The organism is Salinibacterium sp. CAN_S4 (genome assembly GCF_015752305.1).
In the GTDB taxonomy this organism is placed as follows: Bacteria; Actinomycetota; Actinomycetes; order Actinomycetales; family Microbacteriaceae; genus Rhodoglobus.
Map to the genome: position 1 here is coordinate 133,495 of NZ_JADOVB010000005.1, position 16,217 is coordinate 149,711.

Below are 16,217 nucleotides of genomic sequence, written 5' to 3' on the forward strand. Positions count from 1 at the left end.
ACCAATCTAAGGACCCCCATGGCCATCACCCCCATCGACCTCACCCAGCGCCTTGCAGGCAAAGTCGCCGTCATCACCGGCGGAGCCGGCGGCATCGGATTCGCGACAGCGCGCCGATTCGCCGCAGAAGGCGCGATCGTCGTGATCGGCGACTTCAACACGGAGGCCGGAACGGCCGCTGCTGCCGAGGTCGGCGGTCTCTTCATCCAGGTGGATGTCACCGACGAAGCCCAGGTGAACAACCTGTTCGACACCGCCGCCGCCACCTACGGCTCAGTAGACATCGCGTTCAACAACGCCGGGATCTCGCCGCCTGACGACGATTCCATCGAGACGACGGAGCTGCCGGCGTGGGACCGCGTGCAGGACGTGAACCTCAAGAGCGTGTACCTATGCTCGAGGGCCGCGCTCAGGCACATGGTGGCGCAACAGAGCGGATCCATCATCAATACGGCCTCGTTCGTCGCCGTCATGGGTTCCGCGACCTCGCAGATCTCGTACACCGCGTCAAAGGGTGGAGTGCTCGCCATGACGAAGGAACTCGGCGTGCAGTTCGCCCGGCAGGGGATCCGCGTCAATGCGCTCTGCCCGGGACCGGTCAACACACCCCTGCTGCAGGAGCTGTTCGCGAGTGACCCCGAGCGCGCCCAGCGGCGGCTCGTGCACATCCCGAAGGGCAGGTTCGCCGAGCCCGAGGAACTGGCCGCCGCCGTCGCGTTCCTCGCCAGCGACGACGCGAGCTTCATCACCGCGTCGACGTTCCTCGTCGACGGTGGTATCAGCTCGGCCTACGTCACCCCGCTGTGAGTGATCCGGCGCCGGGCGGCCTTGCCGACGGGGTGCTGTTCCGTCCCGTGCGCAGCGGCAACGCCTTCGAAGACACGGTCGCGCGGCTGCTGCAGACCATCAGGCTCGGCATCGTCGAGCCCGGGGGAGTGCTGCCGCCGGAACGCGAACTGGCGGCACGGTTCTCCGTCAGTCGCGACACGGTCCGCGAGGCCATCAAGTCCCTGTCGGAGGCCGGATACCTGGTCTCGCGGCGCGGACGATACGGAGGCACCTTCGTCAGCGACCCCCTCCCGCAGCGCGAGGTTCCGGATGGGTCGCCGCCGACCGCAGCCGAGATCGACGACGTGCTCGGCCTCCGCGACATCCTCGAGGTCGGGGCAGCGCGTGCGGCTGCCGCCCGCGAGCTGGAGGCTGTCGATCGAGAACTGCTGTGGACGCGACTCGCAGAGGTGGGCGCCTCCTCGGTCGACGATTACCGCCGGCTCGATTCCCGGCTCCACCTCACCATCGCCGAGCTTGCCGGAACGCCGTCGCTCGTGCCGCTGCTCGCCGACAATCGCACCCACGTCAACGAACTGCTGGACGGGATTCCCCTGCTTGCGCGCAACATCGCGCACTCGAACGAGCAACACGAGGTCATCGTGGTCGCGATCCTCACCGGAAGCCCCGACCGCGCCGGAGAGGCCATGAGCGAGCACCTGGCTGGCTCCGCCGCGCTGCTTCGGGCGTTCCTGGGCTGACGTCGGTCGCCGTTGGGCCCTCGAGCTCCGCGCGGGCCGCCGAGTGTTCCGCTTTTGCGGAATATGCGGGCCTGTTGGTCACGAAAGCGGAACACTCGCGCAATCTCTGGCCGCGCAGGAGTCAGGATGCCGCGGCGATGGCCGCTTTCAGCGCAGCCGGGGACTGGGCGAGCACGGTCGTGAAGGTGACGCTCATGTCAGACCGCGGGCGGAGTGGGTGGCGTGCGCGGGGTGCGTGGCTTAGTGACGGGCTTGGTGACGGGCTTCGTCGTGGAAGGAACAACCTGCGCCGGCTTCGTGACGTCGGGCTTCGCGGCTGCAGGTTTCGTCGCGGCAGGTTTCGTCGCGGCAGTCTTCGTGACCGGAGCGTTCAGGGGCACTGTCGCGGTTGCCTGCGAGGCGGGAGTCGTGGCGGCTGGCACTGTTTCGGCTGGCACTGTTTTGGTGAGCACTGTTTCGGCGGGCGCCTTCTGCGGAGTGGATGCCGCCGAGGACGGGGCGGATGCCGCCGAGGACGGGGCGGACGGCGCCGAAGGCTCTCCGGGTTCAGACGTCGAAGCCGCAGGCGCAGGCTTCGCCGGGGAGTTCCTGGCCACGTAGATCTTCGCCGCGGTGGTCGCCACCAGCAGGAATCGCACGAGAAGGAACAACACAGCGGCTGTCGCGAGGATCAGGAAGAAGGAGACAAGACCGCCGACCAACGTGGTGACGAGGTTGAGTGCGCCCCAGCCGTAGGAATTCCCGAACACGATCAGCGTTCCAGTTCGTCGTCGCCGTTGGCCTGTTTGACGATCGTGCCGACCGCGATCGCGACTGTCGCACCCCAGCTGACCCACATCAGGATGAGCCGCCAGTCACGGGGACCCTTCCGGGTCGACTGCAGGGTTCCCCAGCCGCCGACGACGGCGCTGAGAAGGGTTGTGTTGAACAGGAACTTACGCACGGTGCCTCCGAAGCTTTTCTTCAACGCTACCCGGTTCACCCCGCTGCGCGCACCGGGCGATACTGAGGATTGTGAAGACGGCTATTCTCGGCGGGACCCTGCATGAGCTCGGCGGAATCCCGCCGGTGGCGTTCGCGACGCTCATGCTCGCGCCGGCACTCGGGAGGATTCGGAGAGCCTCGTGAAACCGGCTGACCTCGCTCGGTGTCGAGGTCTCGTGGCTGCGTTTAGTCGGTCTCGGGCTGATCGTGGCTCCGCTCACGGTGGCCGCATCCACCTTCGCGCTCGCGTCAACTCGCTGACGACACTGTACCGAACTGGAAATTAGCTGACAGGATTCGGGATCCCGAAGGATCTGACCGATCGGTCAGCTACTCTCTAATCCATGTCCACCCAGGAAGAGTTGCGGGTCATTGCGCTCGCGGAATTCACCTCCGCGGGCTATTCGGCGACCTCCCTGCAGCGCATCGCCGAGCTCGCCGGGGTGTCGAAGTCGAGCGTGCTGTACCACTTCGCCTCCAAAGAGCACCTGCTCGAGGCTGCGATCAGCCCCGCGATCGACCAGATGGAGATGGTGCTCGCGCCCCTGGAGACCATCGGCAACCTCGACGACCGCCAGCGATTCCTCGAGGACTTCGTCGACTTCCTGCTGATGTATCGCCTCGAGGTGAACATGTTCATCAACCAGGGCCCGTCCCTGGTCGACGTTCCCGTGATCGAACGCGCCAGCGCCCTGGTCGTTCGGCTCGCGCAGTTCTTCTCGGATAACTCCCAGTCCCTCGAAGAGAACATGCGCTTCGGTATCGCCCTCGGCGGGGCGGCGTACATGTTGTGCACGGCCTCCACCTACGGACTCGAATTTCCCGCTGATGAGACCAGGGCTGCTCTCATCTCCATCATGAGCGAACTGCTTGTCCCGATCAGCGCCCGCTGATCTCCACCCGATAGACACACTCGAAACCACCCTGGGGTCACCAATGGCAACTCTTCTCTACCGACTCGGCCGCTTCGCGTACCGGCGCCCCTGGCGGGTTCTCGGCGTGTGGCTGCTGCTCATCGTCGGCGTGCTGGGCGGTGGCATCGCGCTCGGCGGCCAGACCCAGGAATCCTTCGTCATCCCCGGCACCGAGTCGCAGGATGCCCTCGACCGACTCGAGGCCGTGTTCCCGTCTGTGGCGGGAGCCAGCGCGACGGCCGTCGTCGTGGCCCCGTCAGGGTCATCCATCGATGATGAGGAAGCCAGCATCGAGAACCTCGTGACGGCCATCGGAAACATCGATGGAGTCGATTCCGCGCTCAGCCCGTTCAGCGAATACGCGGGTGACGCCATCAGCGACGACGGCGACATGGCGATCATCAGGGTCCAACTCGTCGGATCCTCGGCCGACGTCTCAGAGGAGACGATCGCCGACCTCAAAGCCACGGCCGGAGTTGCCGAGGACGACGGGCTCAGGGTCGAATTCGGCGGGCAGGTGTTCCAGGACAACACCGTCGGCATCACCGTGACCGAGGTCTTCGGAGTGCTCTTCGCCGGGGTCGTGCTGTTCATCACCTTCGGGTCGCTGCTCGCCGCGGGAATGCCGCTGATCAGTGCCCTCATCGGCGTCGGGATCGTGATGGGAGCGATCATCTCGCTCTCGGCCTTCACGACGGTGTCGAGCTCCGCCCCGCTGCTGGCGCTCATGATCGGCCTCGCGGTGGGTATCGACTACGCGCTCTTTATCCTGTCCCGGCATCGAACCCAGCTGGCCAGGGGGGAAGACCCCGAGGAATCCGCGGCGATGTCTGTCGGCACCGCCGGTAGCGCCGTCGTGTTCGCCGGGATCACCGTGATCATCGCCCTGCTCGGGTTGCTCGTGGTGGGCATCCCCTTCCTGAGTGTCATGGGGGTCGGCGCTGCCGTCGCAGTGCTCATCGCGATCGGGGTCGCGACGACCCTGCTGCCCGCGTTCCTGGGGCTGGCGAAGGGCCGCCTGGCGCCGAAGACCGGCTCGCGAGCGTGGAAGCGCGCCAACGCAGAACCCGGACAGCAGAAGAGCATGGGCATGCGATGGGTCAAGGGCGTCATGAAGCACCCGATCCTCGCCACCATCGCGGTAATCGGCATCCTCGGAACTCTCGCTATCCCCGCCCTGAGCCTCGACCTCAACCTGCCGGACGGCGCATCGGAGCCCGCGGGCTCCACCCAGCGCGAAGCTTATGATCTCGTGAGCGATGGCTTCGGTGCTGGCTACAACGGCCCGCTCATCGTCGCCGTCGACATCACCCAGACCACGGACATCCTGGGCGATCTCGACTCGATTGCCGACGACCTGCGCACGCTGCCGGATGTCGCCTTCGTCTCACAGGGCATCCCGGATGAGGGCCTCGACACCGCGATCCTGCAGGTCACGCCGTCGAGCGCTCCCGACGCGGTCGAGACCAAGGAACTCGTCGAGGCGATCAGGGAGCTCGGCCCGACCATCGAGTCCCGCTACGACACCCCGATCTTCGTCACCGGCGCCACCGCCATCGGCATCGACATCTCGAACCGGCTGACCAACGCGCTCGTGCCGTTCGGGCTCATCGTGGTCGGGCTGTCGATCATCCTGCTCATGGCCGTCTTCAGGTCGGTGCTCGTGCCGATCAAGGCCGCCCTCGGCTTCCTGCTCTCCGTCGTCGCGTCGTTCGGAATCGTGGTCGCCATCTTCCAGTGGGGCTGGTTCTCCGAATTGCTGCATGTGGAGAACCCCGGCCCGATCCTGAGCTTCATGCCGATCATCCTGATGGCCGTGCTGTTCGGCCTCGCCATGGACTACGAGGTGTTCCTCGTCTCCGGCATGCGCGAGGAGTTCGTCAAGACCGGCGATGCGAGACACTCGGTCAGCACCGGATTCGCGAACGGCGCGCGCGTCGTCACGGCCGCCGCTCTCATCATGTTCTTCGTCTTCTTCGCCTTCGTGCCCGAAGGCAGCGGCACCATCAAGGGCATCGCACTGGGACTGGCGGTCGGGATCGCACTCGACGCGTTCCTGGTGCGCATGACGCTCGTTCCCGCGCTCATGACCCTCTTCGGCAACGCCGCATGGTGGATGCCACGCTGGCTCGGTCGCCTTCTGCCGAACGTCGACATCGAAGGTGAGCAGTTGCGCGAACACAAGCACTCCCTCGACTGGGCCGCAGGATCCACGGCGGTACTGAGCGCAGACAACCTCGTCGTCGGTTCCGCCGACGACAGCGTCGGGCCCATCACGTTCTCGGTCGCCGAGGGTACCGTGGTGACCGCCAGCGGTGACGCCATGGACCGTCGACGGCTGGCCGCGACGCTGGCCGGGAGGCTCGAACCACTGTCCGGCCAGGCACAGGTGGGCGGGCATCCACTGCCATCGGAGTCGGCTGCGGTGCGCGCGATCGTGGCGCTCGCCGACATCGGCGGAAGCCAGCCGTCAGAGCCGGGTGTCACGGTCGGGGAGCTTCTCGACGAACGACTCGAGCTGACCCAGCCCTGGTACCGCATGTTCACGATCGCGAGGCAGTCGCAGCGCTGGCTCGACAGGATCAACTCGGTGCTCGGGGAGGGGCGCACGGTGGTCACCAGGGAGAGCACGCTCGTGGGGCTCCCGCAGCTCGAGCGGGCGGTCGCCCTCGCGACGATCGCAATAGCCGAGCACCCGACGGTGGTCATGCTCGACCAGCTTGATGCGTTCGCCGACCCGCGTGATGAAGCCGCATTCGTCGCGGCGGTGTGTTCACTGGCGACGGCATCGACGGTCATCGTCATCGGCACCCCGCCGGCGTCACGCCTGGTCCGCACCGCGTCATTCGCGAACGCGACCGGCGGAAGGACCCACATTGACATCGATCTCTCCGGGCCGTTCGACCTGCCGGAGACACTGCAACTCAGCTCGGAAGGAGTCGTCCGATGACGACCACCACTCGCACCTGGCGTCGCGTCGGCCTCGCCGCGGTCGTCCTGATCCCCCTCGCGTTCACCGGCCTCTTCGTCGGGGCTCTCGGCCAGGGCGAGAAGGCACTCGACAGCATCCCCGTCGCCATCGTGAACGACGACACCCTGCAGAATACGACGGCGCCGGACGGCACGGAAACGCCGGTGTTCGCCGGTCGACTCCTCGTCACCGAGCTCACCGGTGCTGAGGGTTTCGACTGGACGATCACCAACGCTGAGGATGCCGCGGCAGCGCTCGATGCCGGCGAGGTCTATGCCGTGCTCACCGTGCCGTCCAACTTCTCGACGTCGATCCTGTCGCTCTCCAGCGCCACACCGCAGCAGGCGGACATCTCGATCCGCACCGACGACTCCCACAGCTACCTCACCGGATCTGTCGCGCAGGTCGTGGGCCAAACCATGACAGACACCTTCGGCAAGACGATCACCGCGCAGTACATCGGCGGCATCTACGCGAGCCTCGGCGACCTCGGGACCTCGCTCGGAACCGCGGCGGAGGGAGCCACCCAGCTGTCGACCGGCGCGGCAACGCTGTCCAGCGGGCTCGGCCAATACACCGCGGGGGTCGGGTCGCTGGCCACCGGCCTCAGAGACCTACGGGACGGTGCATACGGCCTGACCGACCTCACCGACGGGATCACCAGCTACACCGGCGGAGTCTCCCAGCTCTCGGGTGCGCTGTCGCAACTCACTCCGGCCATCGAGGCCAACCCCACGGTCGATCCCGCCATCTCCGGGGGACTGCGTGCCATCACAGACCAGCTCGCGGGAGCGGCCGCCGGCGGGTCGGCACTGAGTTCGCAGGCCGCCAACGGCATCGAGGGAGTGCAATACGGCATCTCCCAGAGCGCCGACGGAGCTGCACAGTTGAGTGCAGGCGGGCCCGCACTCGTGAGCGGGGCGAGCGGACTCGCCACCGGCGCCACAGACCTCGCCACGGGGTTGCAGTCCGGTGCCGACTCTGTGCCCGCCGGAGACCCCGACACCGCGGCATCCACTGCCGAGATCGTGGCGGACCCCGTCACGTTGTCGGTGTCGACGGCCAATGAGGTGTCGGATCTCAGCCAGGTGGTCGCGACGTTCTTCATTCCGCTGGGACTGTGGATCGGCACGCTCGCGGTCTTCCTCGTCATGCGTCCTGCCACCACGCGGGCTCTCGCATCGACAGCCCGCAGCGGCCGTCTGGTGTCGGCAGCTCTCGGTCGAGCGGGGCTCATCACCGTCGCGCAGGCCGTTCTTCTCGTCGGACTGCTGCACGGTGCACTCGGTGTCGGGTGGAACCTGCTGCCGGCCACCCTCGGGTTCTCGTTGCTCATCGCCCTCGCGTTCACCGCGTTCCACTACCTGCTGACGACGGCCTTCGGCCGCGGTGGGCTCGTGATTTCGCTATTCCTGCTGGCACTTCAGCTGACCTCGACGGGCGGGATCTACCCGATCCAGGCCCTCGCCGAGCCGTACCAGACGGTCAGTCCGCTGATGCCTCTCACGTATGCCGTGAGCGGTATGCAGGGGATCATCGCGGCGGGCAGCGTGGCAACGGTGGTCGCGGCAGCGGCAGTCCTGCTCCTGTTCGGAGCGCTGAGCGCGCTGCTGGCTCTGGTCGCCATGCGGCGTTCGCGGCGGGCGAGTGCCCTCGGCTTGGCGCCGGTCACTGCCTAGGTCGGGTGCGCAGTCCCGTAAGCGTCCCGGAGGGCAAACCGGCAGGCTGATTCGATCGCTGGCGTTGGAAATTCAGGAACAGCGGTCACGCTGTGTGCACTGCAGGCGAACTGGCGGTACTTGAAGTGTCAGGCTCGTTCACAGTTCCTGAATTTCCGAAAGCTCCAAGCGCGGAGCCCTGCGGGCATCCTCCGCCCGATCAGCGCCCGAAGAGGTCGTCCAGCCCCGGAAGGGTGAAGCCGGATCCGAACTCGCTGACCTGGTCACCGAGACCCGAGACGGTATCGCCGGCGCTGGTGGCGAGCTCGTCGACGCCTCCGGTGAGGCCGTCGAGGTTCACACCGCCCGCGATCGACTCGAGGTCGATGCCATTGGCGAGGGATTCGAAGTCCACTCCGATGTTCGCCGCCTGTTCGAGAAGCGGTCCGGCGACCGAACTGAGGATGGCGCCCCCGGCCACCGCGGTGAGGACGCCACCGGCAGCGAAGCCGGCTCCGGCCGCGGCTCCGCCGATCAGCGCGCCTCGACCGACACCGCGGCCGGCTCCGCCACCCGCGCGGGCGAGAAGGCCCTTCAGGACTCCGGGGCGGCTCGCCTCGGTCCTCGCTGCCGTGCGGGCGAGGTCGTCGGCGGTCGACGTGCGGGGGTGTTCGTGTGCGGGCAGTTCCGCGGTCATCCGCTGCTGGATCTGCTCGCGCTGCGCGGGGGTCAGGCGTTCGAAGGCTTCACGGTGCACGAGTTCGACCTGGTGCGGATCTGCCGTCTGCAGCAGGTAATCGTAGCGAGCGATGGCGGCCCGATCGGCGCTGCTGAGCGGCGCCGAGGGAGAAGCCGCACCTGCCTGGGCTGGCGGGGCCGCGGAACGACGGTACTGCGGTTCAGGCTGCCGAACCTGGTCGGAGTTGCGACCATCGCCGGTGAGAGTGTCTGCCGCGGTGCGGACGATGGCCCGCCAGTCGGTCTGGCCAGAGCTGCCGCCCGGGGTCGACGATCCCGACTTGTCGAGGGCCTTCTGTGCGAGGCCGGTCAGCTTCGAGAACATGCTCATGCGGAGTACTCCTTCTCGGTCGATGGATCGATGGATCGCGGGGTGTCGTCCTTCGGGCGATCCTTGCGGGTCTTCAGCAGGCTGGCGACAGTCGCCACCGCGATGGTGGCGCCGATGAAGAGCAGGGAGAACGAGATCGGGATCTCCGGCACCCACAGCAGGGGCTCGCCGCCATTGATGAACGGCAGTTCGTTGACGTGCAGGGCGTGGAAGACGAGCTTGACGCCGATGAAGGCCAGGATGACCGCGAGTCCCTGCGACAGGTACACGAGCCGCTCCAGCAATCCGCCGATGAGGAAGAACAGCTGGCGCAGGCCCATCAGCGCGAACGCGTTCGCCGTGAAGACGATGTACGCCTCCTCGGTGAGTCCGTAGATGGCAGGGATGGAGTCGACCGCGAAGATCAGGTCGATGAATCCGATGGCGACGATGGTGAGCAGCATCGGGGTGACAAAGCGCTTGCCGTCCTTCTTCACGGTGAGCTTGTCACCGTGATACTCGTCGGTCACCGAGAGGTGGCGGCGCACGAAACGCATGAACTTGTTGTTGGCCGGGTCGGTCTCATGACTGGAGAACGCCTGGCGGTATGCCAGGAAGAGCAGCAGCGCGCCGAATACGTAGAAGATCCACGACAGGTTCTCGATCAGGGTCGCACCGATCGCGATGAAGCCACCGCGCAGGATCAGTGCGATCACGATGCCGATCATCAGCACCTTCTGCTGGTAGGCCTTCGGCACGGCGAATGCGCTCATCACGAGCAGGAACACGAAAAGGTTGTCGATCGAGAGCGCCTTCTCGGTCAGGTAGCCGGCAAAGTACTCGCCGCCGAACGTCCATCCCGACACCATGCCGATGCCGACACCGAACAGCAGCGCGAGACTGATGTAGAACACCGACCAGCGGGCAGACTCACCAATGGTGGGTTCGTGCGGCTTGCGCACATGAACGAAGAACTCGTAGACGAAGAAAGCGATCGTCACAGCGATGGTGATGATCCAGATCAGGGGTGTGACCTGCATGAGGGTACTCCAAAGGGATTGGCGTGAATGTGGCGCCAAGGTCTCCTCCGCTCGAACCGATCAGTGATGATCGATTCAGAACCGGCGGCCCGGAATGCGACGATGCATTCGTATTGACGGGCCGACCGCAGTCGGGAGTACTCCCCTTGTTGTATTCCAGTGTACAAGAGATCCGTCAGGTCGCGCGCGGGCGGCAGCGGACGGTTGCAATCAGCTGGCTGCGCCGAAGGTCGCCGCGATTCGATCCCACCAGGCCGACGACGCGGCCCGAGCTGTTGGTGCCAGCGTGGCAGCACCGGAACGGATGACATCGCGATCGGCCCACAGCCTCGCCACGAGGGCCGCGCCGTTGCCCGCCAGCAGTTCGTCGACGGGGAGCAGGCCGTCCTGGCCGAAGTTTCCCAGCGCGCCACGGAGTTTGACGCCCGTGTAGTCGTCGACGGGGATGCCTATCGTCGGGACGCCCGCTGGAACGGCAAAGACGACGGGGTGATATCGGCTGCTGACCACCATGGCGGCGCCCCTCGCCAGGCTCGCGCCGGTGGTCGAGTCGACGGGTGGCACGATCCTGGCCGGGCTGGACATCGCGGCGATCACGGCATCATGCATGACAGCGTCACCGCGGGAGGGTCCATCCAGCGGGCCGAAGTGGGCGAAGAACACGATCTCGAGGCCGGTCTTTTCCGCCACACTATCCAGCAGTACGGCGAGGGCTGCCACGACCTCCGGCCGGGAGGAATCGCCGACATGGCTGGCGACGCTCACGAGACAGTAGGTCGACGATGCGGGCACCTCAGCGCTGACCAGGAAGCTGGCGTCGTCGATCGTCTGGGTGAGGTTGGTGAGTCCCCACCGCTCGCACAGGGCAAACGAGCTCGGTTCGCGCAACCCCACCACTTCAGCGCTGGCCAGCAGGTCGCGCACGAGCGCGGAGTCAGCGTCATCCAGCTCGGGTCCGATCGTCTGGCCGCTGATGACGACGGGTTTGTCGAGGGCGACGGCGATGCGCCCGAGGGCCGCGCGCTCGAAGATGTGGTGAGGCCAGAGGGTCGACATGTTGCCACCCCCGGCAATGGCCAGCCCATCGGAGTCCCTGATGGCTGCGATGACCGCGTGGGCGGGGTCGTCGGGGTCGAGGGCCGCAGGGGAGGAGACGGCAGCGACGACCCGTGAGAGCCGGTCTTCGCGGTCGGCCCGGGATCCCGGCCACCCGATGGTGCGGACGGCCGAGATGGCGTATCGCTCTGCGCTTTCCTCGGGTGTCGTGGAGACGCCGGTCACGTCCACAATTCCGCGTGCCCGCAGCGCATCGACGGCCGCTTCGAACATCGCCTCATCGCCGATGTGGATCATCCCGTCGACGACACCGATATCCCCGATGACGACAATTCGCTGTGGCACCCGTGCTCCTTTTGGTCGCGTTTACGCTAGCTCATCCTTTACCGTGTCGCTGACGCTTATCATCGAGGTGGATTACGATCCAGGCCGCAAGGCCGACATACGGGAAGGGTGTGAACCGTGGGTATTCTCACCGCGCTCGATGCTGTTCGGCACGCAACCAGGCTGGTGGATGCCATGCGGCTCGCCGATGAGCTCGCTTTCGAGGCGAGCCGCGAGGGTGGCGTCAGGACTATCCGTGTGCTGAAAGCGGCCATCGCCGACGACAACCAGCTCGTCGCGATCGCGGCAACCCACGCCCTGGCCGGTATTTTCGACGAAGACGCCGACCGAGCCATCTCGAAACTGCTGTCGAGCCGTAAAGGCTTCCTGCGCGAGCACGCGGCCTGGGCGCTGGGCTCGCGGCTTCCCCAGGTCGACGCCGTCAGCCGGCTGATCGGTCTCGTCATCGTCGGGGGGTTCGGTGGAATGGTCGCCCAGCGCACCCTCGAACAGTGGTCCCACGCGACGCCTGAGATCATCGCCGTCGGTGTCGAAGGTGCCCTCCTCGGCGTTCGCGACGAAGATGCGCGGTACCGGCTCGTTGAGACGCTCGGCCTGGTCCGCAGCAGCATGACCATCGCGCCGCTGCTGCGCATGGCGGCCGATGAGAACGAATTCGAGATCGTCAGGGTGGCCGCCATGTCTGCCCTCGGCCAGCGCGGTCCCGACCCTCGCATCGTCACTTATCTCGACAGTGAAGCGGCGGCGGACAGCTACCTCGCCGACGTCGCGAAGCTGTCCCAGTTCGACATCTCCGCGCTGGCAGTCCAGCCCGTGACAGACGGATTGACCATGGCGCAGCTGTTTCTGCACGCCGATATCGACGCTGACCTCTCCCAGGTCGGCAGTGGAGACAACGGCGGAATCGCGACACTTCTGGTGCGCCTCGGCGACGCCCTCATCGCGGCGCCGGATGCCTCGACCAGGGTCGAGCGGGTCATCACCCTGTCGCGGGGAACCGCCGCGGACGCGGTGGCGAGCGTCTCCGAGATCGCGACCACCGCATCCGGACACGTCTACGGTCGCGTCCCGACCCTGAGTGAGCCGATCCAGTCCGCGAGCGCCTGGCCCCTCCGTGTCGCCGTGCGCCGAGGCATCCGGAGATTGCTGCGAGCCGCGGGCGGCGTCGACGTGCTGCACCTCAGGATGGCAGATGTCGGCAGCCTCGCCGCGGCCGACGTCGCGAGGGAACTCGATATCCCCGTCGTCTTCACCGTGGCGCCGGATCCGCACGCCGTCATCGACTCCCTCGACAATTCGGGAGCGCTCACCCAGCAGAACTTCGGCGATGTCGACGAACGTGAACACTTCTGGTTCAGGGTCAGGCTCGTGCAGCGCCTGGCGGCCAATGCCGACCACACCGTGCTGTTCCCGAGGCCGAACCTCGAGAGCGATATGCGTGAGCTCGTCGGGATCGACATCAACGCGCATCCCGAGCGGCACTCGATCGTGCCCGAGGGCATCGACATGGGTGTCGTGGATCGCGCCGTTGATGAGGCTGCGGACCTCGCCGCGGGCCTTGCCGGCTCGCAGCCGCTCGAGCAATTGCGAGACCTGCTCGAAGCCCTGCCGGAATGGCGCAGGGGGCTTCCGCTGCTGGTCAGCGTCGGGCGGTTCCACCGGGTCAAGGGCATGGCGACGATCGTCGAAGCCTGGGCCAACGGTCCGCTGGCCGATCGCGCCAACCTGCTGTTGATCGGGGGAGACCTGCAGTCGCCGTCAGCGGATGAACTGCAGCAGCTCGCGGCCATGGACTCGGTCATCCCCGCCGACAACCGCGTGCAGCGCGGCCTGCTGCTCGCCGGCCACCAGCCGAACGACACCGCGGCACGGTGGGTCGCCGCCGCCCGGTTCGGGGTCCCTGGGCTCGCGGCGCCGCGAGGCGTCTACGTCTGCGGGAGCCTGAAGGAGGAGTTCGGCATTGCGCTGCTCGAAGCCATGGCGACCGGGCTTTTCGTGGTCGCCCCCGCCGGTGGCGGTCCAGCGACCTACGTCCAGCAGAACGTGACGGGCCTGCTCGTGCCGACCTGGGATCTCGAGTTGCTGCGCGCGGCGATGGTCGACGCTCTCGATTTCGCGTCCGCCGAGACCGACGACGAGCGACCGGCGCTCTCGCGGGCGACAGTCGAGGAGAGCTTCACCATCCAGGCGATGGCGCGATCGCTCGCGGAGGTCTACAACGACGTGTCGAAAGACCAGGCCGGGCTTCGCGGATCGGCAGTACCCACACCGTGACTCTGCTGATCATCTGCCCGGATTACGCGTCACATCTTCTGCCGCTCGCCACGCTCGGCACGGTCTGGCGGGCAGCCGGCGAGCGCGTCGTCGTCGCCACTGGCCCTGCGACGGCTCCCATCGTGGAATCCTTCGGTTTCGAGAGGGTGCACCTGCAGCTCGGCAAGGGCTCCAATCCCGGAGTGATCAGGCCGGAAGACCAGCCGAAGGGCGAGGACGACGCGCTGCGCGGCTTCTTCGACGCGACCCGGCGCGGAATGGTCGACACGCTCGCGTTCCAGGCCGAGGCCAGACTCAGCGACTTCATGTGGGAGCCGGTCAGGGTGGGTCGCGCGGTGCAGCAGGTCGTGGAATCCGTCGCGCCGGACGCGATCATCGTCGATCACCTCGCCTTCAGTTCGAGGCTGGCACTGGATGCCGCGGGCATCTCGTACGCGGATGTGCTGGTGGGGCATCCCTCAGCCCTGCCGCTCGCCGGCGAGGTCTACGGATTCCCGCCGGACTGGCCCGCCGCGTTCCAGCCGGACCCGGTGGACCTCGGCGCGCTTCGCGAGCTCTGCGACCGCGTGAGCGAATCGTTCACCGCCGAGTGGAACGCCGCCCTCGCCGAACTGAATCCTTCCGCACCACCATCGCTCAGTGCCTTCGCGGAGCACGGTGACCTGCTGCTGCTGAACTACCCGGAAGAACTCGCCGACGACGCCAGGAAACAGGCGCTGCCCAGGCACGTGTTCCTCGGGTCATCCGTGCGCGAAGAAGCCCCCGATGCGGAGGTCGACGCCTGGCTGGCCTCGAGCGCGGAGCCGTTCGTCTACGTGAGTTTCGGTAGCTTCCTCTCGGTGCGCACGGATGTCACGGCGAAGGTCGTGCGGGCGTTGGAGTCGCTCGGGGTGCGGGTCGCTCTCGCGCTCGGCTCCGGCAATCGAAGCGACCTCGGCGACCTGCCGGAAGGATGGCTCGTGCGCGAGTTCCTGCCCCAGGTCAGGTTGCTCGGCAGCGCTGCCGCGGCCGTCACCCATGGCGGCAACAACAGCGTGACGGAAGCCGTCACATTCGGCGTGCCGCTCGTGGTCCTGCCGTTCTCGACCGATCAGTTCGCGGGCGCAGAAGCCATCGAGCGCGAAGGATTCGGAGTGGCACTGGCCCCCAACGAGGCGACCATCGCCGAACTGGAGGACGCCATCACAGCGGCTCTCGCGCTTCCGCGACAGCCACTCGTCGAGCTGGCGCAGAGCCTGCGTCAGGCGCCGGGCAGTGCCCGAGCGTTCATTGCCATGACGGAATAGGATTCCTCGACCAGCGCTCGCATCGCGTCGACGTCTCCCGCTGCTGACGTGTATCGCTGCATGAGCGCAGCGTTCGCATCGTAGTGCTCGCCTTCACGGGCTTCGGCCTTGTGGTGGAGCGCGAACACTGTGCCGTCAGAGCGACGCGGAGGTTCGCCGAGCAGCGTGGAGTGGGCGAGGTACCAGGCCGCGTCTTCGAAACCCCATCCCCTGAAGCGTTCATCCTGGGCGCCGTGGCTCTGCCAGGTGCGCTTGGTCGTCACGTAGACGCCCGAGCACGCGCCGCGCACGAGTTCGAAATCGCAATCGTCGAGCTCGGTCCCCGCCGCATGCTGAGCCGAACCGGATGCCCCGAGCCAGTGGTACCGCGTGTACGGCAGGTGCACCAGCCCTGAGTCCTGGGCCGCGGCGATCGCCTCCAGCAGGGGCTCGCGCTGGGGGATGGTGTCTGCGTCGTTGACGACCACGACCCGATCGGGATCGGAAATCGAAGCGATGCCCGTATTGCGCGCCTGCGAGAGATTGAAGATCTCGTCATGGGAATCGACGAGAGCGAAGTTCACGTCGCCGATCTCGTTGAGATACCAGTTGCGCACGGAGTCGAGCGCAGGGATTCGTGTGGGCTGGGCGCGCCACGGGATGACCACTGTAAGCATCAGCCCAGCCTAAATGAGCGGAGGCCGCAGCGCTGCAGGGACTACTTAGGCAGCGTGGTACAGCAGCGTACGGTGCTGCACGATCGCGATCTCGCGATCGACGTCTGCGGCGATGGTCGCGGGGCCGGTGGTCTTAATGCCGAGCTCACCCTCGATGTGCTTCCACAGCTTTTCGTGCTCGGCCATGGGGGTGGATTCCGCGACCCGGCGACCTTCAGTCAGACGGACGGGGTTGAAGGCTGCCGCGACCTCGTGGGCGATGGTGTCGGCGACGGTGGCGACGAAGAATGCGTCGTCTGCTGCGGGTCGCCCCATGGTGATGCGGAAGCTTCCGCCAGGACCGAACATATCGATCAGACGCTCGCGCATGAGGTCGAACACAAGTTGCTGTTCGACCTCGGTGGATGCTGTGTGTCGCTCGGACATGTGCTCAGTGTGAGGGACGCACACCGAAGT

14 protein-coding genes are annotated in these 16,217 nt (G+C 66.6%); 7 read left to right on the plus strand and 7 right to left on the minus strand.

Features of this window, described 5'->3' with window-relative positions; all coding sequences use genetic code 11:
- Positions 1–18: 18 nt before the first annotated feature.
- Together IWX81_RS12890 and IWX81_RS12895 are read left to right on the plus strand one after the other, a co-directional pair.
- On the plus strand, positions 19–807 hold the full coding sequence (locus IWX81_RS12890) for a 3-oxoacyl-ACP reductase (protein WP_199281727.1): 789 nt from the start codon (positions 19–21) through the stop codon (positions 805–807).
- Complete coding sequence (locus IWX81_RS12895) at positions 804–1,529, plus strand: FadR/GntR family transcriptional regulator (protein ID WP_199281728.1); 726 nt, start codon at positions 804–806, stop codon at positions 1,527–1,529. Before IWX81_RS12890 ends, IWX81_RS12895 begins: the two co-directional genes overlap by 4 nt.
- Positions 1,530–1,726: 197 nt before the next feature.
- Here the strand turns inward: IWX81_RS12895 and IWX81_RS12900 are convergent, their stop codons facing one another.
- Positions 1,727–2,278 (minus strand): hypothetical protein, encoded by a 552-nt coding sequence (locus IWX81_RS12900; protein ID WP_199281729.1) that lies wholly within the window; start codon positions 2,276–2,278, stop codon positions 1,727–1,729.
- Between the two features lie 2 nt (positions 2,279–2,280).
- Positions 2,281–2,472 (minus strand): hypothetical protein, encoded by a 192-nt coding sequence (locus IWX81_RS12905; protein WP_199281730.1) that lies wholly within the window; start codon positions 2,470–2,472, stop codon positions 2,281–2,283.
- A gap of 385 nt (positions 2,473–2,857) precedes the next feature.
- Here IWX81_RS12905 and IWX81_RS12910 point away from each other — a divergent pair, with 385 nt between their 5' ends.
- Genes IWX81_RS12910 through IWX81_RS12920 form a run of 3 tightly spaced genes read left to right on the plus strand, consistent with a single transcriptional unit; the run spans position 2,858 to position 8,077 of the window.
- Entirely contained in the window at positions 2,858–3,406 is a 549-nt protein-coding gene (locus IWX81_RS12910; RefSeq protein ID WP_199281731.1) for a TetR/AcrR family transcriptional regulator, read from the plus strand.
- Between the two features lie 43 nt (positions 3,407–3,449).
- The gene (locus IWX81_RS12915; protein WP_199281732.1) at positions 3,450–6,377 is read left to right on the plus strand and encodes an MMPL family transporter; all 2,928 of its coding nucleotides are present in this window, start codon (positions 3,450–3,452) and stop codon (positions 6,375–6,377) included.
- On the plus strand, positions 6,374–8,077 hold the full coding sequence (locus IWX81_RS12920; protein WP_199281733.1) for a YhgE/Pip family protein: 1,704 nt from the start codon (positions 6,374–6,376) through the stop codon (positions 8,075–8,077). Before IWX81_RS12915 ends, IWX81_RS12920 begins: the two co-directional genes overlap by 4 nt.
- Positions 8,078–8,276: 199 nt before the next feature.
- Here IWX81_RS12920 and IWX81_RS12925 read toward each other — a convergent pair whose 3' ends face one another.
- From IWX81_RS12925 to IWX81_RS12935, 3 genes are all read right to left on the minus strand, one after another.
- Complete coding sequence (locus IWX81_RS12925) at positions 8,277–9,125, minus strand: hypothetical protein (RefSeq protein WP_199281734.1); 849 nt, start codon at positions 9,123–9,125, stop codon at positions 8,277–8,279.
- On the minus strand, positions 9,122–10,144 hold the full coding sequence (locus IWX81_RS12930; protein WP_199281735.1) for a TerC family protein: 1,023 nt from the start codon (positions 10,142–10,144) through the stop codon (positions 9,122–9,124). The genes IWX81_RS12925 and IWX81_RS12930 overlap by 4 nt, the downstream gene beginning before the upstream one ends.
- 210 nt (positions 10,145–10,354) lie before the next feature.
- Positions 10,355–11,545, minus strand: coding sequence for a polysaccharide pyruvyl transferase family protein (locus IWX81_RS12935; RefSeq protein WP_199281736.1), 1,191 nt, complete (start codon positions 11,543–11,545; stop codon positions 10,355–10,357).
- 117 nt (positions 11,546–11,662) lie between these two features.
- Between IWX81_RS12935 and IWX81_RS12940 the strand changes: the two genes are divergently transcribed.
- Both IWX81_RS12940 and IWX81_RS12945 read left to right on the plus strand, forming a co-directional pair.
- Complete coding sequence (locus IWX81_RS12940; RefSeq protein WP_199281737.1) at positions 11,663–13,819, plus strand: glycosyltransferase; 2,157 nt, start codon at positions 11,663–11,665, stop codon at positions 13,817–13,819.
- Positions 13,816–15,105 carry a glycosyltransferase gene (locus tag IWX81_RS12945; RefSeq protein WP_199281738.1) on the plus strand — a complete coding sequence of 430 codons (1,290 nt, stop codon included), beginning with the start codon at positions 13,816–13,818 and terminating at the stop codon, positions 15,103–15,105. The genes IWX81_RS12940 and IWX81_RS12945 overlap by 4 nt, the downstream gene beginning before the upstream one ends.
- Here IWX81_RS12945 and IWX81_RS12950 read toward each other — a convergent pair.
- Positions 15,060–15,761, minus strand: a complete 702-nt coding sequence (locus IWX81_RS12950) for a hypothetical protein (RefSeq protein WP_199281739.1) — start codon at positions 15,759–15,761, stop codon at positions 15,060–15,062. The genes IWX81_RS12945 and IWX81_RS12950 overlap by 46 nt on opposite strands.
- 45 nt (positions 15,762–15,806) lie before the next feature.
- Positions 15,807–16,187: a hypothetical protein gene (locus tag IWX81_RS12955; protein ID WP_199281740.1), complete on the minus strand. Its 381-nt coding sequence runs from the start codon at positions 16,185–16,187 to the stop codon at positions 15,807–15,809.
- Positions 16,188–16,217 lie beyond the last annotated feature (30 nt).

Excerpts from the sequence above, each read along its gene's own strand:
- IWX81_RS12890 (WP_199281727.1), top strand. The coding sequence starts at position 19 with ATGGCCATCACCCCCATCGACCTCACCCAGCGCCTTGCAGGCAAAGTC.
- IWX81_RS12910 (WP_199281731.1), top strand. The coding sequence starts at position 2,858 with ATGTCCACCCAGGAAGAGTTGCGGGTCATTGCGCTCGCGGAATTCACC.
- IWX81_RS12915 (WP_199281732.1), top strand. The coding sequence starts at position 3,450 with ATGGCAACTCTTCTCTACCGACTCGGCCGCTTCGCGTACCGGCGCCCC.
- IWX81_RS12920 (WP_199281733.1), top strand. The coding sequence starts at position 6,374 with ATGACGACCACCACTCGCACCTGGCGTCGCGTCGGCCTCGCCGCGGTC.
- IWX81_RS12925 (WP_199281734.1), bottom strand. The coding sequence starts at position 9,125 with ATGAGCATGTTCTCGAAGCTGACCGGCCTCGCACAGAAGGCCCTCGAC.
- IWX81_RS12930 (WP_199281735.1), bottom strand. The coding sequence starts at position 10,144 with ATGCAGGTCACACCCCTGATCTGGATCATCACCATCGCTGTGACGATC.
- IWX81_RS12950 (WP_199281739.1), bottom strand. The coding sequence starts at position 15,761 with ATGCTTACAGTGGTCATCCCGTGGCGCGCCCAGCCCACACGAATCCCT.
- IWX81_RS12955 (WP_199281740.1), bottom strand. The coding sequence starts at position 16,187 with ATGTCCGAGCGACACACAGCATCCACCGAGGTCGAACAGCAACTTGTG.